Raw genomic sequence first — 22,910 nt, forward strand, 5'->3', positions numbered from 1 at the left:
AGGCCATGCTGCGCTATATCATACGCCGGGTGCTGGGAGTGCCGTTTCTCCTGCTCGGCGTGGCCAGTGTGGCCTTCATCCTGTCGCAAAGCACCAAGGGCGATCCGCTTTCTGCCCTGGTGCCCGAGCGGATGATGAACAACCCCGAGATCGTACGGGCCGTGGAGGCGCAGTGGGGTTTGGATAAGCCTTTGCCGGTGCGCTACGTCGTCTACATGAAAAACCTGGTACAGGGCGACATGGGGACCTCCTTCAACACCCGCCGCCCCGTCGCCCGCGATATTGCCGAGCGTTTGCCCGCGACGTTGGAACTGGTGGTCGCCGCGATGATCGTCGGCACCACGCTTGGGATGGCAATTGGCTTGCTGTCGGCACGGTTCCGTCACTCGAACTTCGACAATGCTGCCCGCGGGTTTGCCCTGCTGGGATCCTCGCTGCCGATTTTCTGGTCGGGTCTGATCATGCTTTATATCTTCTCGGTACAGCTTAAATGGACGCCTGGGACGGGACGACTTGACGCACGGAGCCAAGCGCCTGAGGGGATCACCGGGTTCTATACCGTTGATGCGCTGCTGGCTGGCAATGGCGGACTTTTCATCGAGGCGCTAAGCCATCTTGCGCTGCCTGCGCTGGTCTTAGGCTGGTCGGTTATCGGCATTGTCGCGCGGCTCGTCCGCTCTTCGCTGCTCGACGCGCTTGGGCAGGATTATGTGCGCACAGCACGGGCTAAGGGCGCATCCGAGCGGGTTGTGCTGATCAACCACGCGCTGCGCAACGCGCTTATTCCGGTGCTCACGGTGTTGGGCTTTACCTTTGCCTACCTCATCACGGGCGCTGTGCTGACCGAGGCGATCTTTAGCTGGCCGGGCATCGGCTCTTATGCCGTGTCGGCCGCGCGTTCGCTGGACTATCCCGCCATTGGCGGCGTCACCATCGTCGGCGCGACGGCCTTCCTTTTGGCCAATCTGGTCACCGATATCGCCTACGCTTGGGCCAACCCGCGCATTAAGGTGTCGGGATGAGCGCGGTCGAGACCCTCCGCCCCGCAAGCCCCAGCCGGCCTCGCCGTGCGTGGACCTTTGTGCGCCGCTTGCCCCTAACCGGACAGATCGGCATCCTGATCCTTTTGTTCTGGGCCGTGACCTTGCTGACCGTTCAGTTCTGGCCACTTGTCGATCCACTGATGATGGCAGGACGGCGGTTGCAGCCGCCCTCCGCTGACCATTGGCTGGGGACCGACGCGCTTGGTCGTGACGTGCTGTCGCGGACCCTGCATGGGTCAACCTACACGATCCCCGTGGCACTTATGGTGGTGGTTTCTGCCGTTGTCATCGGCTCGGCCCTAGGGGCTGCGGCGGGCTACCTTGGCGGCTGGACGGATGCAGTTATAATGCGGGCCGCCGATGTGACTTTGTCCTTCCCGCCGATCCTACTGGCGATGACCGTCGCTGCAACCTTGGGGCCGGGATTGTCGAATGCAGGCCTCGCGATGGTGATCGTCTGGTGGCCGATCTATGCGCGGCTGATGCGCGCACAGGTGCTGGAGGTTCGCACCCGCGAACATGTCGAAGCGGCCATCGCAGGCGGAGCTGGGCGTAGTCGCGTGCTGGTGGTGCATATCCTGCCGCTGTGCTGGACACCCACGCTGATCAACGCGACGATGGACTTTGGGCAGGTGGCGCTGCTGGCCGCCTCGCTGAGCTTCATTGGTCTGGGGGCTGTGCCGCCAAGCCCGGAATGGGGCAGCATGATCTCGGAAGGGGCGGCGAAATTCTACAGCTGGTGGATCGCTTTTGGTCCCGGCATGGCGATCCTTTCCGTGGTGCTGGCAACCGCATTCTTAGGCGACGGTCTGCGTGACGTGCTTGACCGCAGAGGGCCGAAATGAGCGCCGCACCCCTTTTGGAAATCCGCGATCTGCGCGCCGCCTTTCCCGGCCCGCACGGCCCGGTCGAGGCTGTGCGCGGCATCGACCTTACGCTTGACGCGGGCGAGGTGCTGGGGATCGTGGGCGAAAGCGGTTCGGGCAAATCCGTGGCGATGATGGCGCTGCTACAACTGCTCCCGCCAAGCGCCATCGTCAGCGGTTCGGCCCGGTTCAAGGGGCGCGAGTTGGTCGGCATGCCGCGCCGAGAAATCCGTCAGATCTTGGGTCAAGAAATCGGCTGTATCTTCCAAGACCCGCTTAGTGCCTTTAACCCGGTGTTGACCATCGGCGACCAGATCCTTGAAGCGATCCGTTTGCATGACCGCAAGATCAGCAACCATGACGCAAAACGTCGGGTGCTGGACCTTTTAGCGTCGGTTTCGATCCCACAGCCAGACCGGCGCGTGGACCAGTATCCCCATGAATTTTCCGGCGGGATGCGCCAGCGCGCCATGATCGCCATGGCGCTCGCCAACAATCCCAGCCTGCTGATCGCTGATGAGCCGACCACTGCACTTGATGTAACGGTACAGGCGCAAATCCTTGATCTGCTGCGGCAATTGGCCGAGGAACGCGGTATTGGCATGGTGCTTATCACCCATGACTTGGGCGTTGTGGCGGGCATGGCGCGGGACATCGCGGTTATGTACGGCGGCCGGGTGGTCGAAACTGGTACGGCAGACGACATTTTCTACGACACCTGCCATCCCTACACGCGTGGACTGATCGCCGCGATGCCCCGGCTTGAGACGATCACCGAAAAACTCGTGTCCATCGAAGGCACGCCACCGTCAATCTTTGACCGCCCCTCGGGGTGCAGCTTTGCGCCGCGCTGCAAACTGGCCCTTCCTGCATGCCACGCGACCGATCCAGCCCTACGCCCGGTGCATCGCACATCCGTGGCTTGCCTGCGTGCGGAAGAAATCATTGCAGGCACGCAAGGTGCAGCGCGCGCAGAATTTGAGGAGGGGGCATTATGACCCAGACACCTCCCTCCCAACCTGTTCTATCGGTGCGTAACCTTTCCAAGGACTACCCCATCGGTTCCAACCTTCTGGGCACCAAACCTGCGCAGCTTTTGCGAGCCGTCAGCGACGTGAGCTTTGACGTGGCGCCGGGCCAGACCTTTGGGCTGGTGGGGGAAAGCGGCTGCGGTAAGACGACGCTGGGCCGCTGCATCCTGCGGCTGATTGAACCGACCGATGGCGAGATCGTGTTGGCCGGGACCAACATCACCCGGCTAGATGCAGCCGATATGCGGCCTGTTCGGCGGGATCTGCAGATCGTGTTTCAGGATCCGATGTCCTCGCTGCATCCGGGGATGACCATCCGGCGCATTCTGGTTGAGGGGATGCGCCTGTTGAAGCTGGACGCTAAGGCGACCGAGGCGCGCATTCGTGACCTGTTAGAACTGGTGCAATTGCCGCAGGACGTGGCAGACCGTTATCCGCACGAGCTTTCTGGCGGACAACGGCAGCGCATCGGCATCGCGCGGGCCATTTCGGTCGACCCCAAGGTGGTGGTTCTGGACGAACCTGTCTCGGCGCTGGATGTGTCCATTCAGGCGGGGGTGCTGAACCTGCTGCGCGATTTACAAGATCGGCTGGGGATCGCCTTTTTGTTCATCGCCCATGACCTTAGCGTCGTGCGCTATATCTCGCACCGGATCGCGGTGATGTACCTTGGCCAGATCGTCGAGGTCGGCGCGGCGGATGCACTGTTTGCGGCACCGCAGCACCCCTACACACAGGCATTGCTCTCGGCGATCCCGCTGGCTGATCCCCGCGCCGAGCGCAGCCGCAAACGGACCATGCTGAAGGGCGATTTGCCCAGCCCGCTGAACCCCCCATCGGGCTGTCGTTTCAGAACCCGCTGTCCCCGCGCGCAACCGCTTTGTACCGAGGTCAGCCCAGTCTTGACGCCAGACGCGGATGACCATGCCGTCGCCTGCCATTTCCCGGGCCCCGATCCGGCGCTGGACGGCATGGCACCCACAATTGCAAATTCTCATAACGGAGCGGATAGATGAATTCGCCTATGCTTCAGACCAACGAGTCTCAGGACAGCCGCCTGCGCGCGCGGGCCGCGCGTGTCATTCCCGGCGGCATGTGGGGCCACCAGCGGGCCGAGGCGCTGCCGAAGGGCTATCCGCAGTTCTTCGCCAGTGGCAAGGGCGCGCGGGTGACCGATGTCGACGGTCGTGAATACATCGATTTCATGTGCGCTTGGGGGCCGATTATTCTGGGTCATCAGCATGAGGGGGTCGAAGCGGCTGCCGCGGCGCAGGCGAGCGTGGGGAACTGTCTCAATGGCCCCACTGAACATGCCGTGATCCTTGCCGAAAGGTTGGTTGAAACAGTGGCCCATGCAGATTGGGCGCTGCTGCAAAAGAACGGCTCGGACGCGATGACCACCTGCATCACCACCGCCCGGGCGGCGACAGGACGACGCAAAATCCTCATCGCGAAAGGGGCCTATCACGGGGCGGTGCCTTGGTGCTCGCCTTCGCTGGTGGGTGTGACCAGCGAAGACCGCGCGCATTTGCTGCACTTCACATTCAACGATGCTGAAAGTCTTGTCGCGGCTGTTGCCGACGCGGGTGACGACCTTGCCGCGATCGTGGTCTCAGCGTTTCGGCATGATCTGGGCATTCCTCAAGAGTTACCGACCGAAGCTTTTGCTCGTGCGGTGCGCAAACACTGCGACGACAGCGGCGCAGTTATGGTGCTTGATGATGTGCGGGCGGGATTTCGGCTTAGTATGGCCGGATCGTGGGAAGGGACGGGCGTACGCCCTGATCTGACCGCCTTTTCCAAAGCAATAGCAAACGGTCACGCGCTTTCAGCCGTTACAGGAAGCGATTGGCTGCGCGACGCGGCCAATAGCGTCTTTGTGACCGGCTCATTCTGGTACGCCGGTGCGCAGATGGCTGCAGGGGTTGCCACGCTGGATGAATTAACGCGGATCGACGGCCCCGCGCTTATGGCCCGCGCCGGACACCGGCTGCGCGACGGATTGGACGAACAGGCCGCGCGCCATGGATTTGCCCTCAACCAAAGCGGGCCGGTGGCAATGCCGCTTGTGCAGTTCGCAGGCGACGACACCAAAGCCTCGCTTGGCGAGGCGTTCTGCGGAGAGGCGCTGCGCCGCGGGGTCTATCTGCACCATCGCCACAACATGTTCCTTAGCACGGCACATACGGACGCAGAGATCGACCGCGCGCTGGAGGCCACAGAGGATGCGTTCGCCGCTTTGGCGCGGAACCGTACCAAAAATCAAGGAGACGCCGCATGACCCCCGAGCGCAACAACGTCAGTCTGTCGGTTCTGGAAGAAAAGGCGAAGTTCATCCGAACCGAAACTGTGCGACTGTCCCGCATTGCCGGGGCGGGGCATTACTCATCGACATTCTCCTGCGCCGAACTGCTGGCGACCCTCTACTATGATCAGATGCGTCTGGAGCCGGGGCAGGCAGAGTGGCCGGAGCGGGATCGCTTCGTGATGTCCAAGGGGCATGCCGCCATCGGGCTTTACCCCGTGCTGGCCGATCTGGGGTTTTTCGACCCGTCCGAGCTCGACACCTATACCCGGCTGGGGTCCAACTACGGTGACCATCCGGACATGAAGAAGGTCAAAGGGATCGACTTTTCCTCTGGGTCATTGGGGCATGGGCTGTCTATCGGCGTTGGTATGGCGCTGGCGGCCCGGATGAAGCAGCGCGACTACCGCACCTACGTGATACTGGGCGATGGCGAGTTGAGCGAGGGACAGGTTTGGGAAGCCGCGAATTCGGCCGGGCATTTCGGGCTGCAAAACCTCGTGGCCATTGTGGACCGCAACGGTCTGTCGATCGACGGGCACACCGAAGACATCATGACCGTTGAGCCGATGGAGGACCGATTTGCGGCCTTCGGCTGGAACGTGCAGCGCATTGATGGCCATGACCTTAACGCCGTCCGCGAGGCATTCGCGCGCCTGCCTTCGGGCCGCGACGGGCGACCGCAGGTGATCATCGGCGACACCGTAAAGGGGCGCGGCGTGGCGCATATGGAGATGTCATTAGATTGGCACGTCGGCAACCTCGTGGGCGAAGACTACGACGCCGTGATGGCCGAGTTGGAAGCAGGCCTGAAACCCTATGAGCCGGAGAGCATGGCATGACCAAGGATATGCAAGACGAAAGCGAAATCTTCCGCGGCACCACCACCGGCAGCACCCGGCTGCGCGATGCCCGTTCGGTGCGCGGCACGCCCAAGGCTGGGATGCCGGCCTTTGTTTTGGGGGAAGAACTGGCCGATCTGGCGGACAGCGATCCGCGCATTGTTGTGGCGACGGCGGATCTGGCTTCTGCCAACCGTACCAACGATTTTCGCGACCGGCACCCCGAGCGTTTCGTGAACTTCTCAATTGCTGAGAAGAACATGATCACAGCGGCGGCGGGCATGGCTTCGACCGGGCTGGTGCCCTATGTCGCGACCTTCGCCAGCTTTGCGGCCATCCTCGGGGCCGAGGCGATCCGCACCGATTGCGCCTATCCGCGTATGAAGGTCCGGGTAATCGGCAGCCACTCTGGCATGTCGATGGGATTCTACGGCAGCTCGCATCATGCGTTAGAAGACCTCGGGATGTTGCGCTGCATGGCCGATCTGACGGTTGTGTGTGCGACAGATGCCAACCACCTGCGCGCGATCCTGCGTGCCTCGGTTGACCACCCGGAGGCGATGTATATCCGGCTGGGCCGGGGCCGCGACCCCGAAGTGTACCCTTCCGTGCCGCAGGTTACCTTTGGCAAGGCGGCACGGCTGCGCGAGGGGACCGATTTGACCATCATTACCTGCGGCTCGCAGGTCCGCGCGAGCCTCGACGCGGCAGAGATTTTGGCAGACGAGGGGATTTCCGTTCGCGTCGTCGACATGTTTACGATCAGCGAGATGGATCGCGATGAGATTAAGGCCGCTGCCGAGGAAACTGGCGCGATCTTGACCGTAGAAGAGCACAACATCACCGGCGGTCTCGGGTCAGCGGTGACTGAGGTTCTGATTGACCTGCCAAGGTGCAAGTTTCGCAAGCACGGCGTTCCGGACAAATACGTCGAAGTCGGCCCGCCCGCAGCACTTTATGCGCATTACCGATTGAATGCGGAGGGTGTCGCCGAAATCGCGCGTGAGTTTCATTCAGCTTGAAAGTTGTTGTGAGCTTGACGTTTCATTCTCATTTGAGCCCATCATTCCGCAGCGTTTGAGGTTTCTTTGCAGCTTGGTGCCGCACCTATACTTCGGTGCGGCCGGACGGTGGAACGAGCGAGAGCAGCTTTCTAGACCTTGCAATACGTCGATCGGCCTTCATTCGGCCGCGCTTGATGCATGCAAATGAATGCGATAACCTTTTCTGAGAGGCGCCACAGCGCGGGTTTCTGAGGGGTTGCGGGAACATGAAAGCACTGAGCCGTATCTCGACAAAGTCCACGCCCATTGAAGTTCTGCGCAACGACATTTTACAAATCTGCGGCGCTTTCGAGGTGGAGCCTGCGCGCCGCGAGGGGCCGTCTCACGGTTTGGCGCGAAAGCGAGAGATGGGCGGTTTCGAGGCGGCGTTGGTCTCGCTCGACGCCCAAGAAGCGGCCCGCACGCAGACTTGCATCCGGCGCGATCCCGGCGAATATTTCTTTATGCTGGTGCAGGACGTCGGCGAATGTGTGGTGCATCAAAACGGTTCATCGACCCTCCTGCGGCCCGGCGATATGTATATCGTCGACGCGACCCGCCCCTCAAAATTTGTCTATGACGGGCAGTTGGCACATCAGATTTCAGTGCATCTCCCGCGGGATGAGATGATCGGCAGGTTCGGTGGCATCTGTGATGGCGGCATGGCGATTGACCGCAATGATCCGCTGTGGCTGGCGCTGCGGGCAGTGCTTTACAAGATGATGCATTGCCCGCCTGAAACGGGCCTGCAGTTGAGCGAAGCATTCTATGGGCTGATGGGGGCCTATCTTCACGAGCGGCGCAGCCAGACCTTGGATGCACGTGGGCAGATCATCGAACGCGCGCTGCAACTCATGACCCGCCACTACCGCGACCCTGAGTTTGGGCCGAGCGCTTTGGCGCTGCACTTGGGCGTATCGCTGCGCAGCCTGCAACGCTATTTCGAACCCTTGGGCGAAACGCCCGGTCAACGTCTATTGCACCTGCGTTTGACCCAAGCGCACGCCGACCTCTCTCGCCGCGGGGGCATGGAGGTCTCTGTCACCGACTGCGCCTATGGTTGCGGCTTTAACGATCTGTCGCATTTCTACCGTGCGTTCCGGCAGCGTTACGGCATGACCCCCGGTGCCGTTCTCGCACAAGTCCGCAACGGTGGCGCGATCGTCCAATAGGGCTGTCGCGTTATCCCAAGATGCCCGTCCGATCCGCGCCTAACCTCTTACCCGAGGAGGCGTTTCGGCGAGGTGCTGGAACGGGATGACGGAGGACATCATGAAAGACACCATCGATAGCATCGGCCTGATCGCGGGCGGTACGCGGGTTGAGACGGGCGCGCGTTTCCCCGTGGCCAATCCCGGCACGGGCGGCCAAGCAGGCACGGCGCCGGATGCCGGTCAGGCAGAATTAGACCGGGCGGTTGCTGCGGCGAAGGCGGCTTTCCCAAGCTGGTCCGCTACTTCTGACGAAGAGCGCGCCGCCGCCTGCAATGCCGTGGCTGACACGCTCGAGGCGCATGCTGAGGAATTGGCCCAGCTTGTCACCGCAGAACAGGGCAAACCCTTGGGTGGCATTGGTTCGCAATGGGAGATGGGCGGCGCGGTCGCCTGGGCGCGCTATACCGCGAGCCTGTCACTGCCGATGGAAGTGCTGCAAGACACGCCTGAGGGCCGGGTCGAGATGTACCGCAAGCCGCTGGGCGTGGTGGGGTCAATCACCCCGTGGAACTTCCCCGTGCTGATCGCGGTCTGGCACATTTTGCCCGCGCTGCGCAGCGGCAATACCGTGGTCAGCAAACCATCCCCGATGACTCCGCTCGCGTCACTGCGCATGATTGAGTTGATGAACGAAGTACTGCCAGCAGGCGTGGTTAATTCAGTGAGCGCCGCCGATGGTGCATTTAACATGGGCGCGGCCATGTCCGCGCATGAGGATATCGCCAAGATCGTCTTCACCGGCTCTTGCGGGACGGGCCAGAAGGTCATGCAATCCAGCGCAGAGACGATGAAGCGTCTGACCCTTGAGATGGGCGGCAACGACGCGGGCATTGTCCTGCCCGATGCCGATCCACAGGCGATTGCCGAAGGGCTGTTCTGGGGGGCGTTCATCAACAACGGTCAGACCTGCGCCGCGATGAAGCGGCTTTATGTCCACGACGATATCCACGACGCGGTATGTGATGCATTGGTCGCCTATGCGCGTAACATCAAAGTGGGCGAAGGCACGCAGGAGGACAGCGTTCTTGGTCCCGTACAGAACCAGATGCAATTCGACAAGCTGGCGAAGCTGGTGGTGCAGGCCAAGGAACGCGGGCAGGTTTTGCTGGGCGGAGAACCGGGCGAGGGGCTGTTCTACCCGCCGACGATCATCGCGGGAATGCGCGCCGACGATCCGCTGGTCTACGAAGAGCAATTCGGCCCCGCGCTGCCGATCATCCGCTATAGTGATCTGGACGATGCGCTGGCGCAGGCCAATGCGCTGGACGTGGGCCTTGGTGGGTCTGTCTGGTCGGCGGACAAGGCGGCGGCCAAGGAGGTGGCGAATCGGATGGAATGCGGCTCGGTCTGGATCAACAGCCATGGCATGATCCAGCCCAATGCACCCTTCGGGGGCGTCAAGAAATCAGGCTTCGGCGTCGAGTTCGGCGAAGAAGGGCTGAAAGAATACACCGACATTCAGGTAATTTTCGCCTGACGCTGGGAGGCGAGGGCGATCATTCGGTGTCTGCCATGGCAGACACCTTAAAGAAAAACATGAAGGGAGACAGCATGTTACGTAAAACTCTACTCGGCGGGGCCGCAGCCCTTGCCCTGACTGGCGGGGCGTCATTCGCGCATCCGCTTGATGGATTTTCCGGTGAGGAATACCAAAAGATCAACGAAATCCTGCGCGCAGGCGATCTGGCAGGGGATGATACGCTCTATCCGCTGATTGAGTTGATTGAGCCGCCCAAGGCCGATGTGCTGGCATGGAGCGAGGGCGACACGCTCGACCGTCGCGCGATGGTGCATATGTCCAACGCCGACAACAGCGGTTTTGTTGAAACCATCGTTAACCTCACCACCGGAGAGATCGAACGCAGCGCCCCCACCGAAGGCCAGCCGATGATCCTTTTCAACGAATTCGCCAACGCGATGACCGCCGCTTTGGAGCATCCCGACATGATTGCGGGGCTGGAAAAGCGCGGATTGACGCCGGATCAGGTGTTCTGTTTGCCGCTCACTGCGGGCAATTTCTTCTCGGACGAAGACGACGGCACGCGGCTGATGAAAGTGCCTTGCTATGTTTCGCCCGAGGGGTCGAACTTCTATGCCAAGCCGATTGAGAACATCTATGCCGTGGTCGATCTGCAAACCGGCAAGGCGCTGCGCGTCATCGATGAAGGCAATGTGGCGGTCCCCGAAGACGGCTGGGGCTACACCGGCGAAGAGATCGAGGCCCGCGCCCCTCAGCGCGCGGCGATGAACCCTGCCGTGCTGACCCAAGAGGGCGGGCCGAATTTCACCTATGCCGATGGCGCACTGGAATGGGACATGTGGCGCATGCGCCTGCGGGTCGACAAACGTCCCGGTCCGGTGCTGTCGAACATTGACGTGAAGGATGGCGATGAGTGGCGCACGCTGCTCTATCAGGCGCATCTGTCTGAGGTTTTTGTGCCCTATATGGACCCGAGCGCCGGGCTCTATTGGCGGACCTATATGGACAGTGGCGAATATGGCTTCGGCCTGTTCCTGACCCCGCTGGTGGCCGGGATCGACTGCCCGTCTTATGCGACCTTCCTGCCAGCGATGATCGCGGGCGATGACGGTCAGCCGCTGGAAATCCCCGACGCGGTCTGCATCTTTGAACGCAACATCGGTGATCCGGCGTGGCGACATTTTGAGGTCTTTGCCCAAGGTCCCGATCCATACACCCCCGCCGAGGGTCGGCCTGAGACTGAATTGGTGGTGCGTACAGCATCCGAAGTGGGCAACTACGACTATCTGATCGATTACCGTTTCAAACAGAACGGCCAAATGGAGATCAAGATTGGTGCCACGGGTCTCGACGGTGTGAAAGGTGCTGATGCGACCTCGATGGACGATCCTTCGGCGGCGCGCGAGACGGAGTATGGCACGCTCATCGCGCCCAATCTGGTGGCGGCGAACCATGACCACTACTTTAACTTCCGGCTCGATTTTGACATCGACCAGCCCAGCAACCGCTTCATGACGATGGACATTGTGCCCGCCGAAGTGGCCGACGACAGCCCGCGCCGGTCCCTATGGAAGGTCGAGCATAACATGCCCAAGTCCGAGGCCGAGGCGACCTATCAGGTGTCTTCGTTCAAGCCGCGCTACTTCATGTTGCAAAACCCCGACCGCAAAGGGCCGTTGGGGCATAAACCGGGCTATATGATCCACCACGGCAGCGTCGCCTACGGCCCCTTCGACTTTGAGAACGACCCCCCGATGATCCGCAACGCCTATATCGAAAACTCGGTTTGGAACACGGTGCACGATCCTAAGGAACGCTATGCAGGCGGTAAGTTCGCGTTGCAAAGCGATGGGTCCGACACGCTGGCGCAATGGGTCAAGGAAGACGCGTCGCTACAGGATCAGGACATCGTTACGTGGTTCACTGCGGGCTTCCACCATGTGCCCCGCACCGAAGACTGGCCTGTGATGTCGACCGAATGGAAAACCGTGCATATCATGCCGCACAACTTCTTCCCAATGAACCCGGCGATCACGATCCGCGATCCCGAATAAGGACGCGTGAGATGAAACGAAGACGAGCAGCACCGGGCTGCTCGTCTTTCTCGTTGAAGAGGTTCTCGACGAGGATGCGGAAATTTGCGGAAACTTTTTTCTTCGAAGGCAAATGGTCGCTGACCGTCAGGGGGCACATCGGCCAGCTTGCCGACGCGTCCTGCGATGTCCGCCTCAGACCACTTCACGCGCGGCAGTTTGTTTGCAGCTATCAGCCCCGACCTCGGTAAGGGGGAACGCCCTGGTCAGGAATCCACACGCCTTCCGGCAGCGGGCCGGTCTGCCAAAAGACATCAATCGGGATGCCCCCGCGCGGATACCAATAGCCACCAATCCGAAGCCATTGCGGATCAAGGAAATCGGCCAAGCGGCGCGCAATAGAGATCGTGCAATCCTCGTGAAACGCGCCGTGGTTGCGGAACGAGGTCAGGAACAGCTTGAGCGATTTCGACTCCACCAGCCACGGGCCGGGCACATAGTCGATCACCAAATGGGCAAAGTCCGGCTGACCTGTCATCGGGCAGAGCGAGGTAAACTCCGGCGCGGTAAAGCGCACGTTGTAGGCCACATCGGCCTGCGGGTTCGGCACCCGCTCAAGCTCGGCCTCTTCGGGACTGGCGGGGATGCGGGTCTCACCGCCTAGTTGCTTGAGATTGCTGTAGATGTCTTCAGACATAGGTGTCTCCATCGGTCAGACGCCGCGCTTGTTGCCCCAGATCAGGACATGAAGCTGCGGCAGGATACGGGGGGCGAACCAGCCATCGGCCATCGCCATTTCAGTGAGCCAGCCCAGCCGATCGGCCAGCGCTTGCGGATCAACCGGGGTGGCGGGGTCGACCTCGGGGTTGCCGGGCTGCAGGTAAAGGGGGATATCAAGGTGGTGGGCGTGCACTTCGCGCGCCCATTGGTAGTCGATCTCGTCGAAAATGACGATCTTCATCACCTGCTGGCGCGCCTTTGCACCGATGGTGCGGCAAGCATCAAAGGCGTCCCAATCAACGTCCTCGCCACTCGATGGCGGCTTGGGTGACAGCACCAGCGTATCAAGATCGGCAAACCATGGACGCGCGATTGAGCCTTGGGTCTCGCAGGCAAAACGATAGTCTGCGGCCTTGCCCATTTTGATCAGCGGGCCGAAATCCTGAATGGCAGGGTTGCCGCCCGAGAGCGACACAGTCAGCGGTTGGCCACCTGATAGCTTGCGCACTTTGCGCCACACGTCCTCAGAACTCATCGGTGCCCAAGTGTGGCGGTATTGGCTCTCGACGGCGTGCAGGCTGTCACACCAGCTGCACCGATAGTCACAGCCGCCGGCGCGGACGAACACGGTGGGCTCCCCGATCAGCGCGCCTTCGCCCTGAATGGTGGGGCCGAAAATCTCGGCAATACGCAGGGTCATGGTCGGTATTCCGCCCATGTTTTTGGGGTCTCGCTCACCAACACGGCACTGGTCTCAGGCCAGCGTGCGGCGCACCAATCATGGAAATGCTTTGCCATGTTCTCGGCGGTGGAGGGTCCGTCCATCACATCGTTCAGATGCCGATGGTCAAAGTGATCGTCGATATAGGTCTTGAGCGCCTTCAGGTCGTGATAATCGCGCACGAAGCCGTCGGCGTTCAAGGCCTCGGCCGCCAGTTCCACCACAACGATATAGTTATGCCCATGCAACCGCGCGCATTGGTGGTCATCGGGCAAGTGGGTCAATTGGTGGCTGGCCGAGAAGTGGAATTCTTTGCGAATGCGGAACATCAGCTCTCCCCTCGCGTGGCCAGTGCTTCGGTCCAATAGTCCGGATCGGAATAGACCGTGGGGTCGCTGACTTCGGCCAAATGGAAAGCCTCGCGTCGCTCAACACAGGTGCCGCAGCGCCCGCAATGGATCTCGCCCCCTTTGTAGCAGGACCACGTCTCTGCAAAGGGTGTGCCATGCTGCGCACCTTGGCGCACGATCTCGGCCTTGCTTTGCTCGACGAATGGCGTGTGCAGGCGCACATCGGCATAGCCGTCGAGTGCTGCCTGCTGCATTGCGTCAAAGGCGCGGGTGAAACCGGGGCGGCAGTCGGGATAGATGAAGTGGTCGCCGCCGTGCACGGCAGTCGCCACGGCCTCATCGCCCTGCGCCGCCGCGATGCCAAAGCCGATCGACAGCATGATCGCATTGCGGTTCGGCACAACGGTGATTTTCATCGTGTCTTCGGCGTAATGCCCATCGGGCACGTCGATATCGTCGGTCAGGGCGGAGCCTGACAGCGCCGCACCGATGTCGCGCATGTCGATCAGGTGGAACGGCACGCCAAGCCGCTTGGCGGCGGCTTCGGCAAAGTCGACCTCCTTACGGTGGCGTTGACCATAGTCAAAGGAGACAAGCCGGGTGAGCTGATGCTCATTGGCAGTGATATGCGCAAGCGACACGGAATCGAGTCCGCCAGAGCAGATGACAAGTGTTTTCATTTTGGGGCCCTTGTTTTGATGTCCGGGTAGGCTGCGACCGGATGGCGGGGCTTATTGCAGATATTACACAGATTGCAAGCGGGGTTGGTTGCGCATCGTGATGTGCCCGACCTGATCATTCTTTGAACCAGAGCGACCATTTTCCAAAGAACAGCTTAATGTCTGGTCAGAGCTATGGAGGTCCTTTCGAAGGGGTAAATTAGGGGCTCGCCTTCGCTTGACAAAAATGCCTGCCAGCCTTGGTTGACCGGGGTCAGCGTATTGATCATCAAGCGCGCCTGCGAGCTTCAGATTACGCACTGCATTGCGGATCTAGCGCTTGGCCGCCTAGCGAATTGGGAAGGTCTCACTCATAGTCAGGACAACCCTCCCGCGTTTCTCGCGGATCACCGCAGTGATGCGGCTTGCACCGCCTTTCGTCTCGCGCTGCATAATGGTACCCACTCGGGTCTCTTTTCGCTCCTTCATACTTCATTCTGAGGGGATCGATCCATTGCATTGGGGCGAACGGGTCTTCACGCGGGGTTTTTTTATCTCGAGATGCGGGCACCAACCGAGGTTTCCCCTTCATGGCGAGAGGCGGGAGTTCGAAGGGGTAGAAGAGCGGCGCAGCAAATTGGCCTTAATGCAACATTTTGTTGCACCACCCTGAAAAATGGGGGCAAAAGGCGCGAAAATATAGGAAGATCGAACAGATGACAAAGCTGTCGAACCCAAGAAAGCACGGGACATCGGATGTGGTTCGGGCGGCCCGCCTCTCCGTCGCACCCATGATGGACTGGACCGACCGCCATTGTCGTTACCTCCACCGGCTGCTGAGCCGCGAGACGCTGCTTTATACCGAGATGGTCACCGCACCCGCTTTGGTACGCGGCGGTGCGCTGCATCTGCTGGATCATGACCCGTCTGAACATCCCGTGGCGCTGCAACTTGGCGGGTCGGACCCCGCAGAGCTGGCACAGGCGGCGCGATTGGGGGCTGAGGCGGGCTATGATGAAATCAACCTCAATTGCGGCTGCCCGTCCGACCGGGTGCAATCGGGCGCCTTTGGCGCGGTGCTGATGCAGCAGCCGGGGCTGGTGGCGGATTGTGTGGATGCCATGCGCGCGGTCTGTGATGTCGAGGTGACGGTGAAATGCCGCATTGGCGTGGACGATCAGGTCCCTGAGGAAATCCTGCCCGAGTTTTTGGCACGCATTGTGGCAGCAGGCTGCACCCGCGTTACGATCCATGCGCGCAAAGCGTGGTTACAGGGGCTAAGCCCTAAGGAGAACCGCGATATTCCGCCGTTGGACTATGACCTGGTGCATCAGATGAAAGGGCTGTTTCCGAACCTGCATATCTCGGTCAATGGCGGGATCACCTCGCTCGAACAGGCCGAAGCCTTTCTCGACGCAGGTTTGGACGGCGTCATGGTGGGGCGCAGTGCTTATCATGCGCCGACCGACATCCTTGCCGGCGCGGATCGGCGCATCTATGGGCAGGGCCCGGACAGCAGTGCAGAGGCGGCGGTGCGGGGGATGTTGCCCTATATTGAGGCGCATTTGGCAAACGGCGGGCGTCTGGGCCAGATCACCCGGCATATGCTGGGGCTTTTCGCCGGGCGGCCCGGGGCGCGGCAGTGGCGGCGTATCCTGTCCGAAGGGGCGCATAAACCCGGCGCAGGGCCGGAATTGCTTGAGGCCGCCTTGGCCGAGGTCGCCGCGGCGCAGGAAATCGCCGCGGCGGGGTAGGGTTAAACGCTGGGCTCTGCCACTGGGCGGGGCCGCAGCAGTGCCAACGTGAGCAAGGCCGCCACCAGACCACATGCCGCAATGGCCCCCAACATCGGTGTGACAGTCCCGTCAAAGAACGGCCCGGCCAGCGCGATGGAGAGGCCACCCGCCACCATCTGCAATGTGCCGCCCAGTGATGAGGCCAGACCGGCGATGTCGCCGTGATCGTCCAGCGCCACGACCATCACCGTCGGCACCACGACGCCAAGGCAGGCGTTAGCGCAAAACAGCCCCGCCATCACCAGATAGAGGCCCGGATCCGTCGCCAACGCCGTGAGGAAGATCGCGGCGGAGAAGAAGACGAAGCCCGCCACCCCACGCCGAACGAGGCTGCGCATGCCCCAGCGTTCGCCGAGCCAGCCCGCCAGCTGCGAAGCCGAGAAGAAGCCGACTGCATTCACCGCAAAGGCCAGCGAGAACCCCGTCGGACCTAGCCCGTATTGCCCGGTATAGACGAAGGGCGCGAAGGCGATAAAAACAAAAAACGATCCCATGGCAAAGCCACCGATAAAGGTCAGCCCCATGAAGATCGGATCGCTCAGCAGCACCTTCGCCCCGCGCCAAAGGTTGCGCGGATTAATCTGCACACGGCGTTTGACGGGCAGCGTCTCGGGCTGGGCGAGGGCGGTCAGCACCAGCGCGGCGATAGCCAACACGCCCAGTATCACGAAAATGCCGCGCCAATCGGCCAGCGCCATCACCGCGCTGCCTGCCAGAGGGGCCAACATGGGCGAGATCGAGATCACCAGCATCAGCATCGCCATCAACCGCGTGGCCTGCGTGCCGGTGTATTGGTCCCGGATGATCGCCCGCGGCACCACCATCAACACGGCGCCGCCAAGCCCTTGCAGCGCCCGCCAGCCGGTTAGTGCCGCCATCGTCGGCGCGAAGGCGGCCCCGAAGGAGGCGATCACGAACAGCACCAGCCCCACCATGATCGGCAGCTTGCGCCCCGCCTGATCGGCCCACGGGCCGTAGAAAAGCTGCCCCAGCCCGAAGGCGATGAAATAGGCGGTGATGGTCGCCTGAACCGCCGTTTCAGACGCTCCATAGCTGGCGGCGATGGCGGGCATGGCGGGCAGATACATGTCGATGGCGAAGGGGCCGACCAGCCCCAGCAACCCGAGAATGAGCGCTGAACGTAGCACGTGATGTCCTTTCGGATGGGATGGCCAGGGCCAAAGGGGGGAGGCGGCAAGCATAGACCAACGCTTGGGGCCAACTTTCGCGCGCAACCTAACCTGAGCGGGAGGAAGTGCAACCCCCGCGTTATCGCCTTGAACCCCCGGCGCGAAACGGCTTGATAGGCGCAATGACAGCCGGGAGGGGCCCATGCCAGAGTTGAACGATCTTTTGCCGATGCTGGTGCTTATCGCCCTGATCGGAGGGTTTGCCGGTGTTCTGGCAGGGCTGCTGGGCGTGGGCGGGGGGATCGTCTTGGTCCCTGCGTTTTTCTATGCGCTGCAATCGCTCGGCTATGACGGGCCACAGCTGATGCAGATTTGCTTGGCGACATCGCTGGCGACGATCATCGTCACATCCGCGCGCTCGGTCCATGCGCATAACAAAAAGGGCGCGGTTGATTGGGACATTCTGCGCAGTTGGGCGCCGGGGATTATGCTTGGCGCTGTTCTGGGGGTGCTGTTGGTGTCGCAATTGCGCACTGTCACGCTTCAGGCGATTTTTGGTGGGCTGGCGTTGACTGTCGGGCTCTACCTTGGCTTCGGGCGCAGTGAATGGCGGTTGGGAGAGACCATGCCGCGCGGCATCAAACGCGCGATCCTGTCGCCGATGGTTGGGTTTTTGTCGGTGCTCATGGGGATCGGCGGCGGCAGCTTTGGCGTGCCACTGATGACATTGCACGGACGGCCCATTCATCGGGCCGTGGCCACGGCCGCAGGCTTTGGGCTGTTGATCGCTGTGCCCTCGGTCATCGCGTTCCTATTTATCGATATCGATCAAAACCGCCCGCCGTTCACTGTAGGCGCGGTTAATCTGGTCGCCTTTGGGACTGTAATCACTATGACGCTGATCACTGCGCCGTGGGGCGTGCGTTTGGCCCATGCGATGGACCCCAAACCGCTGAAACGAATCTTTGCCGTGTTTCTAGTGCTGGTGGCGATGAATATGTTGAGAAAGGCGCTTTGGGGCTAAGCCGACCTGTTTTTCACCTTAAACCTGCCGGAATGCGGCTGTTTCTGCCTAATTTCGGACAATGTTCATCAAATCGCCGCAATCTCGACACAAAGTAAGGGCTTAATGCCTTAACAAACGCAGAATCATCCAAACCAAGGGACGTGAAGAGATGGGCCAGACCGGGACCAAAGCAATCATCCTCAAGGGGCAGGGCAGCGACCTCGCCTATTGGAGACCTGCGCGCAGTGGTCGTCGGGCGTTTCGTTTTGACGGGATGTTCACCCGCGAAACCAGCCTGTCCTTCGCCCGCGCGTCACTCCCTGCGGCCAACTACGACGCGACGCCCATGGGCTACCATGATGCCACAGATGGCGAAGCGGCCCTTATTTTCTTAAATCAGATCATCCAACGCCGCGGCGCGTAACGCTGCGCTAGTCCCGGCGCCGTGCCAGCTTGGCAGCACGGCCCCCGCGTCTTTTGGCGTGGGCACTGGCGCGTTGGGGCAGGTCTTCCATAATCGCGCGACGTTCCTCACCGCTCATGGCCGACCAGCGGCCGATCTCATCAATCGAGCGTAGGCAACCGGTGCAAAGCCGACTTTCGGGATGCACCACGCAGATATTGATGCAGGGGCTTTCAATCTCATCGCGCTGCCAGACTTTCTTATTCACGGCGCATCACCTGCAGGCGGTCCAAAAGCCCCTGTAAAATATAGCCCGCCGCTACATGATCAATCACCTCGGCGCGGCGTTTGCGGGTGGTGTCGGCCTCCAAAAGCGCGCGTTCGGCGGCAACGGTCGACAGGCGCTCATCCCAATAGGTAATCGGCAGCGGGGTGAGCCGGTCAAAGTTGCGGGCAAAAGCGCGGGTCGATTGGCAGCGTGGCCCTTCGGAGCCGTCCATATTGCGCGGCAGGCCCAAGACCAGACCGCCAATGCGACGCTCGGCGATGATCTCGGCCAGACGCGCGGCATCCAACCCAAATTTCTTGCGCCGCACGGTTTCCAGCGGGGTGGCGACGGATTGGAAGCTGTCGCTTACCGCGACGCCGATGGTTTTCTCTCCTAGATCCAACCCGATCAGCGCCTGCATCGGGGGCAGGGCGGCGATGAAATCTGCGGTGTCGTCAAAAATCATCCTGCCACCCCTGCGCGCTCTCCGGCGTTGCGGATCATATCCAACGCTGCGCTATCGCCCGAGAAGACCTCAAGCGCATTGTCATAGACCGCGCGAGCCTGATCGGTATCGCCCAAGACACCGAGCGAGGTTATCAGCCGCGCCCAGTCCTGCGGCGGGCCGCCTTCGCTGGCCAGACGGTCGGAGAGGCCCGCGACCATGCCGCCGATCATCTCCATCCGGTCGCCTGCGTCCATTTCCGACGCGGCCTCAATGTCATCGGCGGACGGCCCCCGGGCAGGCGCGCCGGTGCCTGTCTGAGGTATCTCGTAATCCACCCCGGCAAGGGCTGCGACCTGTGGTATCTGTACGCGGATCGGCTCGATCCACGGCGCATCTGCTGGCCCGCGCCGCAACAGCGCGTCCCAGATACGGAAACCGACATCCGGTCGCCCGGTTTGCACCATCATCAGCCCAAGATAATAGCGCGCGCGGCCATCCTGCTCATCGCGGTTAAGCACTTCGCGCAGGGCCGTTTCCGCCTCGGGAGAGACGTAGCCCCCCGCCGCCAGCACCAAAAGCTCGGCGTAATCGGCTATGTCCTTGGTGGTGCGATCCGCGCCCTTAAGACGCAGCACGTTGCCCTGCGCCTCGGCAGCGGCGGCGAAATTGCCAATCCGGGCTTCGTTCTGGGCCAACAAGACCTGACCTTGCACATCCTCGGGGCGTTCTTTGATCGTCGCGCGAAGCTGTTGGATCAGGGCAAGATAATCGGCGCTCAGCCCTTCGGTGTTGGGGCTGGCAGGCAGGCTTTCCACCGCGCTTTGCTGGTTCGGGCGGTTGCGGCGCATGTCCTCTGCAAAGGCAATGCGGTCTGCCAGCGCCAGATCGCCATAGCCGGGCTGGCCCAGATGCAAATACAGCGCCAGTGACCCGGCACCCAAGGCTAGAATACTTGCGATCAGCACGACGGGCGCGGGGCGCGACGTGCTCTGCGCGCGCGTGTCGCGCCCGGCGTCGGCGGCAAGGATACGGCGCGAGATTTCGGTGCGGATCCGGGCGGCATCGGCCTCAGGCACCACACCGCGCGCTACGTCCCTCTCCACCTCGTCCAATTGGTCGCGGTAGACCTTAAGATCATAATCCGCCTGCGCGGGCAGGGGCGTATCCGCGCCGCGCCATGCGGCCCGTGCCAGAAAACCACCCACGACAAGCGCCATTGCGCCAGAGAGAAACCAAAATATCATGCCCTCTACCTAACCTCTGCCCGGCGCCGACAAAAGACCGCATTTGCCGCGCCCCCTGCGGCATTTTTCACCAATTGCACCACATGTCGCAAAACCGCGTTTAAATGCCGTGGTGGTCATTTCGCAAATGTGTTCCTAGGCTCAGAAAAGACCACAGCCGCCCGCGCGGCCCGAATCCTTGCTGGGAAGTGACGTGATGAAGAAATACTCCGTTTTCGCAGTGGCCCGAGAGGCGATGCGCCATCATACGGGCTGGACCCGTGCGTGGCGCGATGCGCAACCGAAAAAGCGCTATGATGTGATCATCGTCGGTGCCGGGGGGCATGGGCTGGCGACGGCCTATTACCTTGGCAAGAATTTCGGCATCACCAATGTCGCGGTGCTTGAGAAGGGATGGCTGGGCGGCGGTAACACCGGGCGCAACACGACAATCATCCGTTCGAACTATCTGCAAGACCCCTCCGCCGCGATCTATGAAAAGGCGCGCAGCCTTTACGAGACGATGAGCCAGGATCTAAACTACAACGTCATGTTCTCCCCGCGCGGGGTGATCATGCTGGCGCAGACCGAACATGAGGTGCGCGGTTATAAACGCACGGCACATGCCAACGCGCTGCAGGGCGTCACCACCGAATTCATCGGGCCAGATCGTGTGAAACAACTGGTGCCGATCATCAACATCGACGGGCCGCGCTATCCGGTTCTGGGCGGGCTTTGGCAAGCGCGGGGCGGCACGGCGCGCCATGATGCGGTCGCCTGGGGCTATGCGCGCGCGTGCTCGGACATGGGTATGGACATCATCCAGCAATGCGAAGTCACCGGTGTGCGCCAGACGGGCGGTAAGGTGACCGGAGTCAGCACCACGCGCGGCGATATTGACTGCGATAAGCTTGGCATGGTGGTGGCCGGGCACTCGGGGCAGTTGGCGAATATGGCGGGCTTCCGGCTGCCGATAGAGAGCGTCGCCCTGCAAGCGCTGGTCAGCGAGCCGATCAAACCCTGTATGGATGTCGTGGTGATGGCCAATACGGTGCACGGCTATATGAGCCAGTCCGACAAGGGTGAGATGGTCATCGGCGGTGGCACGGACGGGCATAACAACTACACCCAACGCGGCAGCTTTCATCATATCGAAGAGACGGTGCGGGCGCTGGTTGAGACTTTCCCGATGATCTCGCGTCTCAAGATGTTGCGCCAGTGGGGCGGGATCGTGGATGTGACGGGCGACCGCTCTCCGATCCTCAGCAAGACCCCGGTTGAGGGGGTCTTTATCAACGGCGGCTGGGGCACGGGCGGGTTCAAGGCGATCCCCGGCTCGGGCTGGGGCTTTGCCGAGTTGATGGCCAAGGGGCATTCGCCGTTGACGGAAGCTTTCGGGATGGAGCGTTTCGCAGAAGGGCGGTTTATCGACGAATCCGTGGCTGCAGGGGTGGCGCACTGATGTTGCGGATCGGCCACAAGTCGCTGAAGCGTTGTATTGTACGGAACGAATTCGCCCGCGCTGGAGTTGCCTGTTCAGAACTTGAAATTAACGGAGCTGAACAATGGCAATCCCGGAAAACAATCGTACCGACCACACCGATCATACCGACCACACAAATACCACCACGACTACAACCACGACTGACCGTGGTGGCAGCAGCAGCCTTGCCTTTATCGTGGGTGCGGTTGTCGTTGTTGTGGCTCTGTTGGCCTACTTCCTCTTCGCAGGTGGTGACATCGACGGCGCGAATGATGTCAACGTCAACATCGAAGGCGCAGCCGAAAGCACCGGTGAGACCATCGAAGGTGCCGCCGAAGGCACAGCGGATGCAGTTGAAGAGACAGCTACACCGACTGAATAAACGCATCTTGGCAGCGCGCAGCGCACTGCCTCGTCACGACCAACGCCGCTCCGCGCTTTTGCGCCGGGGCGGCGTTTTGCCGTTTTCCCATTGCTCAGGAGCCTGCCCATGTTGATCCTCACTTGCCCTTGCTGTCACGTCACCGCCGAGGAGACAGAGTTTCACGGCGGCGGTGAAGCGCATCTGAAACGTGTGGGCCCTGGCGGGTCGAGCGACGATTTCGAAAGCTATCTGTTCATGCGCGAAAATCCAAAAGGCGTGCATCTGGAACGGTGGCGCCATGCATTTGGCTGCGGCAAGTGGTTCCACATGGCCCGCGATACCGCCACGCTAGAGGTCTTTGGCAGCTATTCGGCCCAGACCCTCGCGCCGCCGGATCATATCACTGACGCGATCCGCAAACGGCATCCAGATTGGCAATGGCACGCAGCCAGCTAACCCCGCCTCGGCCCCAACCCAACCGG

The 22,910-nt window shown here is 61.4% G+C and carries 24 protein-coding genes; 16 read left to right on the forward strand and 8 right to left on the reverse strand.

Annotated elements, in window-relative coordinates; genetic code table 11:
* Window positions 1-5 precede the first annotated feature (5 nt).
* From WNY61_RS09980 to WNY61_RS10025, 10 genes are all read left to right on the forward strand, one after another.
* Window positions 6-1,022, forward strand: a complete 1,017-nt coding sequence (locus WNY61_RS09980; RefSeq protein WP_342851299.1) for an ABC transporter permease — start codon at window positions 6-8, stop codon at window positions 1,020-1,022.
* The gene (locus WNY61_RS09985) at window positions 1,019-1,888 is read left to right on the forward strand and encodes an ABC transporter permease (protein WP_342851300.1); all 870 of its coding nucleotides are present in this window, start codon (window positions 1,019-1,021) and stop codon (window positions 1,886-1,888) included. Before WNY61_RS09980 ends, WNY61_RS09985 begins: the two co-directional genes overlap by 4 nt.
* Window positions 1,885-2,907, forward strand: a complete 1,023-nt coding sequence (locus tag WNY61_RS09990; protein ID WP_342851301.1) for an ABC transporter ATP-binding protein — start codon at window positions 1,885-1,887, stop codon at window positions 2,905-2,907. The genes WNY61_RS09985 and WNY61_RS09990 overlap by 4 nt, the downstream gene beginning before the upstream one ends.
* Window positions 2,904-3,956 (forward strand): ABC transporter ATP-binding protein, encoded by a 1,053-nt coding sequence (locus WNY61_RS09995; RefSeq protein WP_342851302.1) that lies wholly within the window; start codon window positions 2,904-2,906, stop codon window positions 3,954-3,956. Before WNY61_RS09990 ends, WNY61_RS09995 begins: the two co-directional genes overlap by 4 nt.
* Window positions 3,953-5,221 carry an aminotransferase class III-fold pyridoxal phosphate-dependent enzyme gene (locus WNY61_RS10000; RefSeq protein ID WP_342851303.1) on the forward strand — a complete coding sequence of 423 codons (1,269 nt, stop codon included), beginning with the start codon at window positions 3,953-3,955 and terminating at the stop codon, window positions 5,219-5,221. Before WNY61_RS09995 ends, WNY61_RS10000 begins: the two co-directional genes overlap by 4 nt.
* Window positions 5,218-6,087, forward strand: coding sequence for a transketolase (locus WNY61_RS10005; protein WP_342851304.1), 870 nt, complete (start codon window positions 5,218-5,220; stop codon window positions 6,085-6,087). The genes WNY61_RS10000 and WNY61_RS10005 overlap by 4 nt, the downstream gene beginning before the upstream one ends.
* Entirely contained in the window at window positions 6,084-7,109 is a 1,026-nt protein-coding gene (locus WNY61_RS10010) for a transketolase C-terminal domain-containing protein (RefSeq protein ID WP_342851305.1), read from the forward strand. Before WNY61_RS10005 ends, WNY61_RS10010 begins: the two co-directional genes overlap by 4 nt.
* A gap of 248 nt (window positions 7,110-7,357) precedes the next feature.
* Entirely contained in the window at window positions 7,358-8,302 is a 945-nt protein-coding gene (locus WNY61_RS10015) for a helix-turn-helix domain-containing protein (RefSeq protein WP_342851306.1), read from the forward strand.
* A 100-nt stretch (window positions 8,303-8,402) separates the two neighbouring features.
* Window positions 8,403-9,821 carry an aldehyde dehydrogenase family protein gene (locus WNY61_RS10020; RefSeq protein ID WP_342851307.1) on the forward strand — a complete coding sequence of 473 codons (1,419 nt, stop codon included), beginning with the start codon at window positions 8,403-8,405 and terminating at the stop codon, window positions 9,819-9,821.
* A 74-nt stretch (window positions 9,822-9,895) separates the two neighbouring features.
* A complete protein-coding gene (locus WNY61_RS10025; RefSeq protein ID WP_342851308.1) occupies window positions 9,896-11,878 on the forward strand; it encodes a tyramine oxidase in 1,983 nt (660 codons plus the stop codon).
* Window positions 11,879-12,089: 211 nt separating this feature from the next.
* Here the strand turns inward: WNY61_RS10025 and queF are convergent, their stop codons facing one another.
* Genes queF through queC form a run of 4 tightly spaced genes read right to left on the reverse strand, consistent with a single transcriptional unit; the run spans window position 12,090 to window position 14,328 of the window.
* A complete protein-coding gene (gene queF / locus WNY61_RS10030) occupies window positions 12,090-12,554 on the reverse strand; it encodes a preQ(1) synthase (protein WP_065332427.1) in 465 nt (154 codons plus the stop codon).
* Between the two features lie 15 nt (window positions 12,555-12,569).
* Window positions 12,570-13,277, reverse strand: coding sequence for a 7-carboxy-7-deazaguanine synthase QueE (gene queE / locus WNY61_RS10035; protein ID WP_342851309.1), 708 nt, complete (start codon window positions 13,275-13,277; stop codon window positions 12,570-12,572).
* Window positions 13,274-13,627, reverse strand: a complete 354-nt coding sequence (queD, locus tag WNY61_RS10040) for a 6-carboxytetrahydropterin synthase QueD (RefSeq protein ID WP_342851310.1) — start codon at window positions 13,625-13,627, stop codon at window positions 13,274-13,276. The genes queE and queD overlap by 4 nt, the downstream gene beginning before the upstream one ends.
* Window positions 13,627-14,328 (reverse strand): 7-cyano-7-deazaguanine synthase QueC, encoded by a 702-nt coding sequence (gene queC, locus WNY61_RS10045; RefSeq protein WP_342851311.1) that lies wholly within the window; start codon window positions 14,326-14,328, stop codon window positions 13,627-13,629. Before queC ends, queD begins: the two co-directional genes overlap by 1 nt.
* 695 nt (window positions 14,329-15,023) lie before the next feature.
* Here queC and dusA point away from each other — a divergent pair.
* Window positions 15,024-16,061, forward strand: a complete 1,038-nt coding sequence (gene dusA / locus WNY61_RS10050) for a tRNA dihydrouridine(20/20a) synthase DusA (RefSeq protein WP_342851312.1) — start codon at window positions 15,024-15,026, stop codon at window positions 16,059-16,061.
* 2 nt (window positions 16,062-16,063) lie between these two features.
* On the opposite strand, the gene WNY61_RS10055 is transcribed toward dusA, so the two are convergent.
* Window positions 16,064-17,251 carry a multidrug effflux MFS transporter gene (locus WNY61_RS10055; protein WP_342851313.1) on the reverse strand — a complete coding sequence of 396 codons (1,188 nt, stop codon included), beginning with the start codon at window positions 17,249-17,251 and terminating at the stop codon, window positions 16,064-16,066.
* Window positions 17,252-17,435: 184 nt separating this feature from the next.
* Between WNY61_RS10055 and WNY61_RS10060 the strand changes: the two genes are divergently transcribed.
* Window positions 17,436-18,257, forward strand: coding sequence for a sulfite exporter TauE/SafE family protein (locus WNY61_RS10060; protein WP_342851314.1), 822 nt, complete (start codon window positions 17,436-17,438; stop codon window positions 18,255-18,257).
* A 151-nt stretch (window positions 18,258-18,408) separates the two neighbouring features.
* Window positions 18,409-18,663 carry a hypothetical protein gene (locus WNY61_RS10065; protein WP_342851315.1) on the forward strand — a complete coding sequence of 85 codons (255 nt, stop codon included), beginning with the start codon at window positions 18,409-18,411 and terminating at the stop codon, window positions 18,661-18,663.
* 7 nt (window positions 18,664-18,670) lie between these two features.
* Here WNY61_RS10065 and WNY61_RS10070 read toward each other — a convergent pair whose 3' ends face one another.
* Genes WNY61_RS10070 through ccmI form a run of 3 tightly spaced genes read right to left on the reverse strand, consistent with a single transcriptional unit; the run spans window position 18,671 to window position 20,602 of the window.
* Window positions 18,671-18,910 carry a DUF1289 domain-containing protein gene (locus WNY61_RS10070; protein WP_342851316.1) on the reverse strand — a complete coding sequence of 80 codons (240 nt, stop codon included), beginning with the start codon at window positions 18,908-18,910 and terminating at the stop codon, window positions 18,671-18,673.
* On the reverse strand, window positions 18,903-19,376 hold the full coding sequence (gene ruvX / locus WNY61_RS10075; protein WP_093925814.1) for a Holliday junction resolvase RuvX: 474 nt from the start codon (window positions 19,374-19,376) through the stop codon (window positions 18,903-18,905). The genes WNY61_RS10070 and ruvX overlap by 8 nt, the downstream gene beginning before the upstream one ends.
* Window positions 19,373-20,602: a c-type cytochrome biogenesis protein CcmI gene (gene ccmI, locus WNY61_RS10080; RefSeq protein ID WP_342851317.1), complete on the reverse strand. Its 1,230-nt coding sequence runs from the start codon at window positions 20,600-20,602 to the stop codon at window positions 19,373-19,375. Before ccmI ends, ruvX begins: the two co-directional genes overlap by 4 nt.
* Before the next feature lie 196 nt (window positions 20,603-20,798).
* Between ccmI and WNY61_RS10085 the strand changes: the two genes are divergently transcribed.
* From WNY61_RS10085 to WNY61_RS10095, 3 genes are all read left to right on the forward strand, one after another.
* Window positions 20,799-22,043, forward strand: coding sequence for a sarcosine oxidase subunit beta family protein (locus tag WNY61_RS10085; RefSeq protein WP_342851318.1), 1,245 nt, complete (start codon window positions 20,799-20,801; stop codon window positions 22,041-22,043).
* 103 nt (window positions 22,044-22,146) lie between these two features.
* Window positions 22,147-22,446, forward strand: coding sequence for a hypothetical protein (locus tag WNY61_RS10090; RefSeq protein WP_342851319.1), 300 nt, complete (start codon window positions 22,147-22,149; stop codon window positions 22,444-22,446).
* Between the two features lie 108 nt (window positions 22,447-22,554).
* Complete coding sequence (locus WNY61_RS10095; RefSeq protein ID WP_342851320.1) at window positions 22,555-22,884, forward strand: sarcosine oxidase subunit delta; 330 nt, start codon at window positions 22,555-22,557, stop codon at window positions 22,882-22,884.
* Window positions 22,885-22,910: the final 26 nt, after the last annotated feature.

The sequence above is a fragment of the Sulfitobacter sp. AS92 genome (genome assembly GCF_038900015.1).
GTDB lineage: Bacteria > Pseudomonadota > Alphaproteobacteria > Rhodobacterales > Rhodobacteraceae > Sulfitobacter.

Excerpts from the sequence above, each read along its gene's own strand:
- WNY61_RS09980 (WP_342851299.1), top strand. The coding sequence starts at position 6 with ATGCTGCGCTATATCATACGCCGGGTGCTGGGAGTGCCGTTTCTCCTG.
- WNY61_RS10015 (WP_342851306.1), top strand. The coding sequence starts at position 7,358 with ATGAAAGCACTGAGCCGTATCTCGACAAAGTCCACGCCCATTGAAGTT.
- WNY61_RS09995 (WP_342851302.1), top strand. The coding sequence starts at position 2,904 with ATGACCCAGACACCTCCCTCCCAACCTGTTCTATCGGTGCGTAACCTT.
- WNY61_RS09990 (WP_342851301.1), top strand. The coding sequence starts at position 1,885 with ATGAGCGCCGCACCCCTTTTGGAAATCCGCGATCTGCGCGCCGCCTTT.
- WNY61_RS10060 (WP_342851314.1), top strand. The coding sequence starts at position 17,436 with ATGCCAGAGTTGAACGATCTTTTGCCGATGCTGGTGCTTATCGCCCTG.
- dusA (WP_342851312.1), top strand. The coding sequence starts at position 15,024 with ATGACAAAGCTGTCGAACCCAAGAAAGCACGGGACATCGGATGTGGTT.
- queF (WP_065332427.1), bottom strand. The coding sequence starts at position 12,554 with ATGTCTGAAGACATCTACAGCAATCTCAAGCAACTAGGCGGTGAGACC.
- queE (WP_342851309.1), bottom strand. The coding sequence starts at position 13,277 with ATGACCCTGCGTATTGCCGAGATTTTCGGCCCCACCATTCAGGGCGAA.
- WNY61_RS10095 (WP_342851320.1), top strand. The coding sequence starts at position 22,555 with ATGTTGATCCTCACTTGCCCTTGCTGTCACGTCACCGCCGAGGAGACA.
- WNY61_RS10020 (WP_342851307.1), top strand. The coding sequence starts at position 8,403 with ATGAAAGACACCATCGATAGCATCGGCCTGATCGCGGGCGGTACGCGG.
- ccmI (WP_342851317.1), bottom strand. The coding sequence starts at position 20,602 with ATGATATTTTGGTTTCTCTCTGGCGCAATGGCGCTTGTCGTGGGTGGT.
- queD (WP_342851310.1), bottom strand. The coding sequence starts at position 13,627 with ATGTTCCGCATTCGCAAAGAATTCCACTTCTCGGCCAGCCACCAATTG.
- WNY61_RS10085 (WP_342851318.1), top strand. The coding sequence starts at position 20,799 with ATGAAGAAATACTCCGTTTTCGCAGTGGCCCGAGAGGCGATGCGCCAT.
- WNY61_RS10065 (WP_342851315.1), top strand. The coding sequence starts at position 18,409 with ATGGGCCAGACCGGGACCAAAGCAATCATCCTCAAGGGGCAGGGCAGC.
- WNY61_RS09985 (WP_342851300.1), top strand. The coding sequence starts at position 1,019 with ATGAGCGCGGTCGAGACCCTCCGCCCCGCAAGCCCCAGCCGGCCTCGC.
- WNY61_RS10000 (WP_342851303.1), top strand. The coding sequence starts at position 3,953 with ATGAATTCGCCTATGCTTCAGACCAACGAGTCTCAGGACAGCCGCCTG.
- WNY61_RS10090 (WP_342851319.1), top strand. The coding sequence starts at position 22,147 with ATGGCAATCCCGGAAAACAATCGTACCGACCACACCGATCATACCGAC.
- WNY61_RS10010 (WP_342851305.1), top strand. The coding sequence starts at position 6,084 with ATGACCAAGGATATGCAAGACGAAAGCGAAATCTTCCGCGGCACCACC.
- ruvX (WP_093925814.1), bottom strand. The coding sequence starts at position 19,376 with ATGATTTTTGACGACACCGCAGATTTCATCGCCGCCCTGCCCCCGATG.
- WNY61_RS10025 (WP_342851308.1), top strand. The coding sequence starts at position 9,896 with ATGTTACGTAAAACTCTACTCGGCGGGGCCGCAGCCCTTGCCCTGACT.
- WNY61_RS10005 (WP_342851304.1), top strand. The coding sequence starts at position 5,218 with ATGACCCCCGAGCGCAACAACGTCAGTCTGTCGGTTCTGGAAGAAAAG.
- queC (WP_342851311.1), bottom strand. The coding sequence starts at position 14,328 with ATGAAAACACTTGTCATCTGCTCTGGCGGACTCGATTCCGTGTCGCTT.